The organism is Corynebacterium sp. c25Ua_47, from assembly GCF_039907205.1.
GTDB classification, from domain to species: domain Bacteria; phylum Actinomycetota; class Actinomycetes; order Mycobacteriales; family Mycobacteriaceae; genus Corynebacterium; species Corynebacterium hiratae.
This window is the reverse complement of record NZ_JASBOH010000012.1, coordinates 73,141-81,249: the sequence shown is the minus strand read 5'-3', so window position 1 is coordinate 81,249 and position 8,109 is coordinate 73,141. Positions and strand designations below refer to the sequence as shown.

General features: G+C 66.2%; 8 protein-coding genes. 7 read left to right on the top strand and 1 reads right to left on the bottom strand.

Going from position 1 to position 8,109, the window contains the following annotated elements:
• The 7 genes from QKE52_RS11120 to QKE52_RS11090 all read left to right on the top strand — a co-directional run.
• A partial coding sequence (locus tag QKE52_RS11120; RefSeq protein ID WP_347948810.1) for an LLM class flavin-dependent oxidoreductase occupies positions 1-933 on the top strand: 933 nt, incomplete at its 5' end.
• A gap of 51 nt (positions 934-984) precedes the next feature.
• Positions 985-1,740: a GntR family transcriptional regulator gene (locus tag QKE52_RS11115; protein WP_347948809.1), complete on the top strand. Its 756-nt coding sequence runs from the start codon at positions 985-987 to the stop codon at positions 1,738-1,740.
• Positions 1,740-3,158, top strand: coding sequence for an ABC transporter substrate-binding protein (locus QKE52_RS11110; RefSeq protein WP_347948813.1), 1,419 nt, complete (start codon positions 1,740-1,742; stop codon positions 3,156-3,158). The genes QKE52_RS11115 and QKE52_RS11110 overlap by 1 nt, the downstream gene beginning before the upstream one ends.
• Positions 3,155-4,060 carry an ABC transporter permease gene (locus tag QKE52_RS11105; protein ID WP_347948808.1) on the top strand — a complete coding sequence of 302 codons (906 nt, stop codon included), beginning with the start codon at positions 3,155-3,157 and terminating at the stop codon, positions 4,058-4,060. Before QKE52_RS11110 ends, QKE52_RS11105 begins: the two co-directional genes overlap by 4 nt.
• Positions 4,057-4,815 (top strand): ABC transporter permease, encoded by a 759-nt coding sequence (locus QKE52_RS11100; protein ID WP_293774894.1) that lies wholly within the window; start codon positions 4,057-4,059, stop codon positions 4,813-4,815. The genes QKE52_RS11105 and QKE52_RS11100 overlap by 4 nt, the downstream gene beginning before the upstream one ends.
• Positions 4,799-6,019 carry an ATP-binding cassette domain-containing protein gene (locus QKE52_RS11095; protein ID WP_347948807.1) on the top strand — a complete coding sequence of 407 codons (1,221 nt, stop codon included), beginning with the start codon at positions 4,799-4,801 and terminating at the stop codon, positions 6,017-6,019. Before QKE52_RS11100 ends, QKE52_RS11095 begins: the two co-directional genes overlap by 17 nt.
• The gene (locus QKE52_RS11090; RefSeq protein ID WP_347948806.1) at positions 5,991-7,628 is read left to right on the top strand and encodes an FUSC family protein; all 1,638 of its coding nucleotides are present in this window, start codon (positions 5,991-5,993) and stop codon (positions 7,626-7,628) included. The genes QKE52_RS11095 and QKE52_RS11090 overlap by 29 nt, the downstream gene beginning before the upstream one ends.
• Here QKE52_RS11090 and thpR read toward each other — a convergent pair.
• Entirely contained in the window at positions 7,603-8,094 is a 492-nt protein-coding gene (gene thpR / locus QKE52_RS11085; protein ID WP_052750568.1) for an RNA 2',3'-cyclic phosphodiesterase, read from the bottom strand. The genes QKE52_RS11090 and thpR overlap by 26 nt on opposite strands.
• Between the last annotated feature and the right edge of the window lie 15 nt (positions 8,095-8,109).

Below are 8,109 nucleotides of genomic sequence, written 5' to 3'. Positions count from 1 at the left end.
GAGGGGGAGACCCCCTCTCAGTCCATGGCTAGGTCGGTCGAACTAGCGCAACAGGCGGAGGCCTTGGGCTTTAAGCGCATGTGGTACACCGAGCACCACAACATGCCCTCCATTTCCTCGTCCTCCCCGGCGGTGCTCATCGCCCACATCGGCGCGAAGACCGAGCGCATTCGCCTCGGTGCTGGTGGCATCATGCTGCCGAATCACGCGCCCTATGTTATCGCTGAACAATTCGGAACCCTCGCCGAGCTCTACCCCGGCCGCATCGACTTAGGCTTGGGCCGCGCACCCGGCACCGATATGAAGACCTTGGGCCGCGCCCTGCGCCGCGATAGAAACGCCGCCGAGCGTTTCCCCGAGGACGTCAAGGAGTTGCAAGGCTACCTTTCCGGCAAATCTCTCGTCCCCGGTGTGCAGGCTATCCCCGGCCACGGCACGAACGTGCCGATCTACATCCTGGGCTCCTCGCTCTTCGGCGCCTCGCTGGCAGCCAAGTTCGGGCTGCCTTATGCCTTCGCCTCGCACTTCGCCCCGCAGCACTTGGAAGCCGCCACGGCGTATTACCGCGAGAACTACCAGCCTTCCGAAGCCCACCCCGAACCCTATGTCATCGCCGGCGTCAACGTCACCGCGGGGGATGACGCAGAAGAGGAATTCGAGAAGGTCTGCTCCCGCCGCGTGAAGGCCTTCGTCAGCCGCGGCAAGCAGCTCAGCGACGCCGACGTCGCCCGCATCATCGACTCCCCACAGGGCCAGCAGATCATCAGCATGCTGCAGTACTCCGCCGTCGGCAATATCGAGCACGTGCGCGAGTATCTCACCGACTTCCAGAAGTTGGCTCAGGCGGACGAACTCATGATTTCCCTGCAATCCACAAGCCACAAGGCCGCGTTGGGTAACATGAGTAACCTGGCGCGCGCGTGGCAATTGTAGGCGTACGCGCATCGTTGCCCGTCACAGCGTTTTACATAGAGGAGGATCCCGGTGGCCCTTCGCGGTACTCAGCAGCACAGCATTATCGCTGATTATCTGCGCACCCTCATTCGCAGCAAGAAGCTTTCCCCTGGTGATTTCCTGCCCAGCGAGGCCGAGCTCTGCGAGCAATTCTCCTCTTCCCGCGGCCCGGTGCGCCAAGCCGTCGCGGCTCTGCGCTCGGAAGGCCTCATCTCCTCCGGCCGCGGCCGCCGCTCCGTCGTCCTCGGGCGTTTTACCTCGGAGTCCTTCGACTCGATTTATTCCGTGACGCACTGGCTGCGCGAGCGCGGCTTCGAGCCCGGCGCGTCCACGTTGTGGCTGGGCCGCTGCCCCGCCTCCGAGCAGGAAGCTGAATTCCTGCGGGTAGACACCGGCTCCCCCGTCATCTTTGTGCACCGCGTGCGCAGCGCCAACGGCATGCCCATCGCCATCGAGCGCATGTTCTTCCCACTGGACGTGGGCGGCCAGATCCTTAACTTCGATGCCGACAATGAGTCCATCCACGATCACCTTCGCAAGCAGGGCGTGGAATTCGACAGCGTCAACCGCGAGCTCTCCCTCGCCTACGCCAGCGAGGAGGATGCGCGCTCCCTCAATATCGACCCCGGCACCCCGCTGTGGCGCCTGCACCTCGACATCTCGGATCACTCCGGGCATCCCGTCGAGTACACCGAAATCCTGTACCTCGGGGACCGCATGACGCTTGGCATGACGAACGTGCGCGGCACCACGTCCCCACTCGAGGTCAAGCTGTCGGAAGGATGATGAAGACTTGGCTAGGCGCGCTGGGGGTGGTCGTGGGGGCGTCGTTAAGCGCGTGTTCTGCCGGCTCCACGGCAGTGGTTGATTCGGATTCCTCCGCGCTGACGCTGGCTACCACGACGCCGGCGACCTCCCTGGATTTCACCACCGTCGGCGGCGCCGCCATCCCGGCAGCGCTCATGAGCAACGTCTACGAGACCCTGGTGCGCATCTCCCCGGAGGGAGAGATTGTCCCCGGGCTCGCCGAATCCTGGGAGGCCGAGCCCACGCGCTATACCTTCCACCTGCGTGAGGCCTCCTTCTCCAACGGCGAGGCTTTCACCGCGCACACCGCCGCGTGGTCCATCAACGCGGTGAAGACGGAGTGGACGAACGGCATTAGCGCCCAGATGGACGTGGTGGAATCCGCCACGGCTGTCGACGATCACACGCTGCTCGTCACCCTTAAGCGGCCCTCCGCCGGGTGGCTATGGTCCATGGGCACCGCCATTGGCGCGATGCGCACCCCCACCGACGCTGTGGGCACCGGCCCCTTTGCCGTCGCGGGCTTCTCCCCCAACGAGTACATCGCGCTGCGCGCCCGCCCCGACTACTGGGGCACCCCAGCGGAAGAAGACATCACCATCCGCTACTTCCCGGATTCCCTCACTGCGGTCAACGCGCTGCGCTCCGGCGGGGTCGACGCAGTGTGGGGCGTGCAAAACCCCGAGCTGCTCGACACCCTAGGTGACTCCATCGAGACCGCAGTCGGCACCACGAACGGCGAGGTGCTGCTGTCCATGAATAACCAGGCAGCGCCTTTCGACGATCCCCGCGTGCGCCGCGCCGTGGCTTATGGAATCGACCGCCACGCCGCCAACGAGATCCTCTGGGAGGGCCGCGCGCAGGACACGGGCGGCGCACCCGTCCCGCCGACTGATCCCTGGTTTAGCGGGAAGGACTACTACCCTTACGACCCGGCGCGCGCCCGCGCGCTGATGGAGGAGGCCGGGGCGGTGGGCACGCCGCTCACGCTCACCGTGCCGAGCCTGCCCTATGCGCAAACGCTCTCCGAGTTCCTCTACTCGCAGCTCACAGAGATGGGCTTTGAGGTCAGTCTGGAAACCGCGGAGTTTCCCGCGGTGTGGCTGAGCCAAGTCATGGGCGCCAAGGACTATCAGATGTCGCTCGTCGCGCACGTCGAGCCGCGCGATATCCCCACCATCTTTGGCAACCCGGACTATTACCTCGGCTATGATTCGCCGCAGGCCCGCACGCTGTTGGAGCAGGATGACATGACAGGGGCCGTGGCCCGGATCATGGAGGACATGCCTGCCCTGACGCTGATGAACATGCCCAATATCGTGCTCTACCGCGAAGGCCTAACTGGCCTGCAGCCGAACCAAATCACCGATGCCATTGAATTGCGAGAGGTGCGATGAGAATACTGCGCTTCCTCGGCACCATGTGGGCCGCCTCCATCATCATCTTCCTGCTCATGCGGGCCGTGCCCGGCAACCCGGCGCGCGTGGCCTTGGGCGTCAACGCCACCGATGAATCCGTGGCGGAGCTGACCCACGCCATGGGCCTGGACCGCCCGCTTCTCGTGCAATACCTGGAGTGGATGAAAGGGCTGTTGACCGGCAACTTCGGAATCTCCCTGTCCTCGCAGCAGGACATCACCCCGCTGGTGATTGACCGCGCGCAGGTCACGCTGCTGCTCATCGGGCTGGCCATCGCCCTCGCCCTGGTCGGTGCTATCCCCATGGGCATCCTGCTCGCCCGCTTTCGCCTCCCCGTGCTCAATGCCGCCACGCAGCTGGGCATCGCGGTACCGAGCTTCCTCGTCGGTATTTTGCTGGTTGCCGTGTTCTCCGTGCACCTGGGATGGCTGCCGGCCAACGGCTGGCAGCTGCCTCGCGAGGGTTTGAGCCACCTCGTGCTTCCCGTCATCTCGCTGGCGCTGGTGCAAGGAGCGATGCTCACCCGCTACGTGCGCGCCACCCTCCGCGAGGAAATGGACAAGGACTATATCCGCACCGCCCGCTCCCTGGGTGAATCCCGCACCGGGGCGCTCATCCGCCACGGCCTGCGCAACGCCGCCCTGCCGGTGCTCACCGTCACCGGCGTGCAGCTGAGCACCCTGGTGGTGGGCGCGGTGGTCATCGAGAACGTCTTCGTCATCCCCGGCTTGGGCTCTCTGCTTCTCGACGCCGTCTCCACCCGCGACCTCACCACCGTCCAGACCCTCATCATGGTCTTCGTGACCTTCACCCTAACCGTCAACCTGCTCACGGACCTGGCCTACCGGGTCATCGACCCAAGGCTCAAGGAGGCGCGATGAAACCCGGCTACATTCTGGTGGGCCTGACCATCCTGCTCGCCCTGGTCTCCCTGGTGTGGACGCCCTATGACCCCAACCTCATCTCCCCAGACCGCCTGGCCGGCCCCAGCCTGGAGCACCTCATGGGCACCGACCGCTTCGGGCGCGATACCTTCTCCCGCATCCTCGCCGGCGCCCAGATCACTGTGCTGGTGGGCGTGGTGGCGGTGGCCATCGCAGCGCTCATCGGGGTGCCACTCGGCATCATTGCTGGGATGCGCGGCGGCAGCGTCATCATGGCGGCCACCGACCTGCTGCTCGCCTTCCCGGCGCTCCTGCTGGCCATCGTCGCCGGCGCGGTGTGGGGCTCGTCCACGCTCACGGCGACCATCGCCATCGGCATCGCCGGTATCCCCTCCTTCATCCGGGTCACGCGCTCCGGCACGCTGCAAATCATGACGCAGGACTATATCGCGGCCGCCCGCATCTCGCGCGTGCCGCCGGCGCTCATCGCGTGGCGCCACGTGCTACCCAACCTCGGCGGCATCGTGGCCATCCAGGCCTCCGTCTACTTTGCGTTGGCCGTCCTCGCCGAGGCTGGCCTCTCCTACCTCGGCCTGGGCACTGCCCCGCCGACCGCCTCGTGGGGTCGCATGCTGCACGACGCCCAACCGCTCCTGGCCACCCACCCCCTCCAGGCGCTGTGGCCCGGGCTGGCGATTGCCGGCACCGTCCTCGGATTCAACCTTCTAGGAAGCCATGCTGACCGTCACTGATCTGCGCGTGGGCCCCGTCGGCCCCCTCTCCTTTTCCATCGCACCCGGCGAGCGCGTCGGCCTCATCGGCGATTCCGGCAGCGGCAAGTCCCTGACGGCTCTGGCCATCATGGGGCTGTTGCCCGACCACCTGCAGGCCACCGGATCCATTAACTTCAACGGCCAGGAGCTGCTGGGCATGCGCGACCGCGACCTGCGCAAGCTCCCGCTGGCCATGGTCTTCCAAGAACCCATGACCGCACTCGACCCGCTGATGAAGGTGCCCGGCTTCAACCGCTTCCCGCACCAGCTCTCCGGCGGACAGCGCCAGCGCGCGCTCATCGAGATGGCCATGGCCCGCCGCCCCAAGCTGCTCATCTGCGATGAGCCGACCACCGCCCTGGACCCCTTCACCCAGGAGGAGATCCTCTCCACCATCGTCGATGCCGCGGACAGCGAAGACACGGCGCTGTTGTTTATTAGCCATGACCGGGACGTCGTCAAGCGCGTGTGCGACCGCGTCGTGCGCATCGGTGAGCTCACCACTCCCGACCTCACCCCGCCGCCCATGCCCACCCTGGGCGAGCCCGTCATCGAGCTTAAGAACGTGACCAAGGCCTACCGCGGGGTCACCGCGCTTGACGACGTCTCCCTCACCGTCCGCGAGGGCGAACGCCTCGGCATCGTCGGCGGTTCCGGTTCCGGCAAATCCACGCTGCTCAAGCTTCTCACGGGGCTGGCGCAGCCGACCTCGGGGACGGTGGCGGTGAAGAAGCGGGTGCACATGGTCTTCCAGGACCCCAAGGGCTCGCTCAACCCGCGCATGCCCATCTGGAAGATCGTGGCCGAGGGCGGCGGGACGCGCGAAGAGGCCGAGGCCGTGCTGCGTGAGGTCGGCATCGATGGCTTCGAGCGCTATCCCCGGGACTTCTCCGGCGGGCAGCGCCAACGTATTTCGCTGGCGCGCGCCGTGGTGGGCAAGCCGGAGATCCTGCTGGCGGATGAGGCCGTCTCGGCACTGGACGCCACCTCGCGAGCCCAGGTCCTCGAGTTGCTGCAGCGCGTGACGAAGGACATGACGCTGGTTTTTGTCTCCCACGACATTGACGTCGTGCGCCACTTGTGCCCCACGGTGGCGGTCTTGCAGGACGGCCGGCTGGTCGAGCGCGGCGAAGCGAGTAAGGTGTTCTCCCGATATGGAACATCCTCTGCCACAACGTCCTAACGCCCTTCAGCTCTTTACCGCCTTTAACACCTCCGCGCGCCGCTGGCCCGGTGCCCTGCGCGCGGCGTTGGCGATCATTATCCCCGGCGGGATCGCTGTAGCGACGGGCCACCCGGATGCGGTACTGCTCATTTCGGCGGGCGCGTTCTCCGTCATTTATGGCGAGGGGCACCCCTACCGCACGCGACGCCGCGTGATCCTCACCGCTGGCGGGCTGCTCACGCTGGCGGCCACGGCTGGTTCCCTCGTCGGCGTGCATGGGCTGGCGCTGTCCGCGGTGTTTACGGTGGTGCTGGCGACGACCGGCGCGTTCGTGCAGAATGCGCTGCGGCTGCCGCCGCCGGGTTCCTTCTTCATCGTGATGGTGGCCGGCGGCTCCACGATGCTGCGCGGGGTCTCGCCCTGGGAGGTGGCCGCATGGAGCCTGGCCGGCGTGGCGGCGGGCTATGTGCTGGGCATGCTGCCGCGTTTCCGGGATCCGCACGGCCCGGAGACCCGCGCGGTGGCCGCGTTGGAGAAGGCCGCCGACGCCTTCGTGAACTCAGATAGCGATTTCCTGGCTCGCCACCACCAGGCGCAGTCCGCCATTTCCACCGCCTGGCAAGCGCTTGCCGACGCCGGCGTCATCCGCGGCGGCCGCATCCGCCACCCCGCCCAGGCGGAGCTAGTACACCGCGCGCTGGCCGCGCAGCAACGCATCGTGGCGCACCACAAGCAGGTCGGCGGCAACTCGGATGAGCTCTCCGATTCCCCCACCTACGTTGACCCGGACCGCACCACCATCCCGCACACCAAACCGACGATGCGCTACCGCTTCTACCGCGCCGCGGTGGGCAATTCCCACGCGGTGGTAACCGCGGAGAAGATTGCCCTCGGTGGCCTGGCCACCGCGTTCATTGGCATGGCGCTGGGGCTTAACCGCCCGGACTGGGGCGCGGTCTCGGTGCTTTTGGTGTTGCAGTGGGGGCCAGACCGAGTGCCGGGAACGATTCGCGGCATCCAGCGCATGCTGGGCTCGGTCTTGGGCGTGTGCGTCTTTGCGCTCATTGCCTCTTTCAGCCCGCACGGCTGGGGGCTGGTGCTCGCGCTGGCCTTCTGCCAGTTCTGCGCGGAGATTCTGGTGGTGAAGAACTACGCCTTGTGCGTGATCTTTTCCACGCCTCTTGCTTTGCTCATGGGCAACTCCTCGGAGCACATGGCCCACACCATCGGCTCGCGCATGGCGGAGATTGGGCTCTCCGTGGTCGTGGCGATGCTCTTCTTGTGGCTGTGGAAGCCGCGAGCCCAGCTGATCAACCACTACCGCCTGCAAACGCGCTGCTTCGAGGCGATGGCCGCCCTGCTGGGCGCGCTGTTGATTAAGACCCCGGAAGAGGCACTCGCACAGCGCCGCGACCTGCACTACGAGCTGCTCTCGGAACGCCGCAGCATCCAGTCGCTGGCGACCAATCATTCCGATATCAGCCAGTTCTGGGAGCGCCACACGGCCCTGCAAACCGCCGGCTACTTCCTCCTCGACTTCTGCGTGGTCAACCCGCTCACGCAGCCCAACCGCGCGGAACTGGATACGCTGATTGAAAAGATCACCGCAGCGGAAATGCGTCAATGACCTCATAGCGGGGCCCACCGCCGCGCCCCTCTCCCAAGAAAGATTGGACGAGGCTGATTTCCGTGACCTCGAACTCGGGTCCGCGGTAGACGCTCAGCGCGTGCACCGCATCCGGGATGAGCCACGGATCCCGCGTCCGCCTCCCTGCCCGGGCCAGCGTGAGGTGTGGGCGCGATGGCTCAAGCATGAGGTGTTTGACCTGCCCTTTGACGCCTGCCCACAGCACCTGTTTCTCAAAAGAGCCAGCCCCGCTCAGGCTCAGCGTGAGCGGCCCCGCTTCGATGCCGCGCAGCGCCTCGCGGACCTCCACTGCGTCATTGGGCTGTTCCCCGAAAAAGTCGAGGGTGATGTGCCAGTTATCCGGGTCCGTCCACCGCAGCCCGTTGTCCTTGAGCGGGCGCACGGCCCGCACCAGGTGCTCACGGGCCTCTGCGGAGGGAAAGAGGGCGCTGAAAAGGCGAATCATTTCACCGACAGCAAC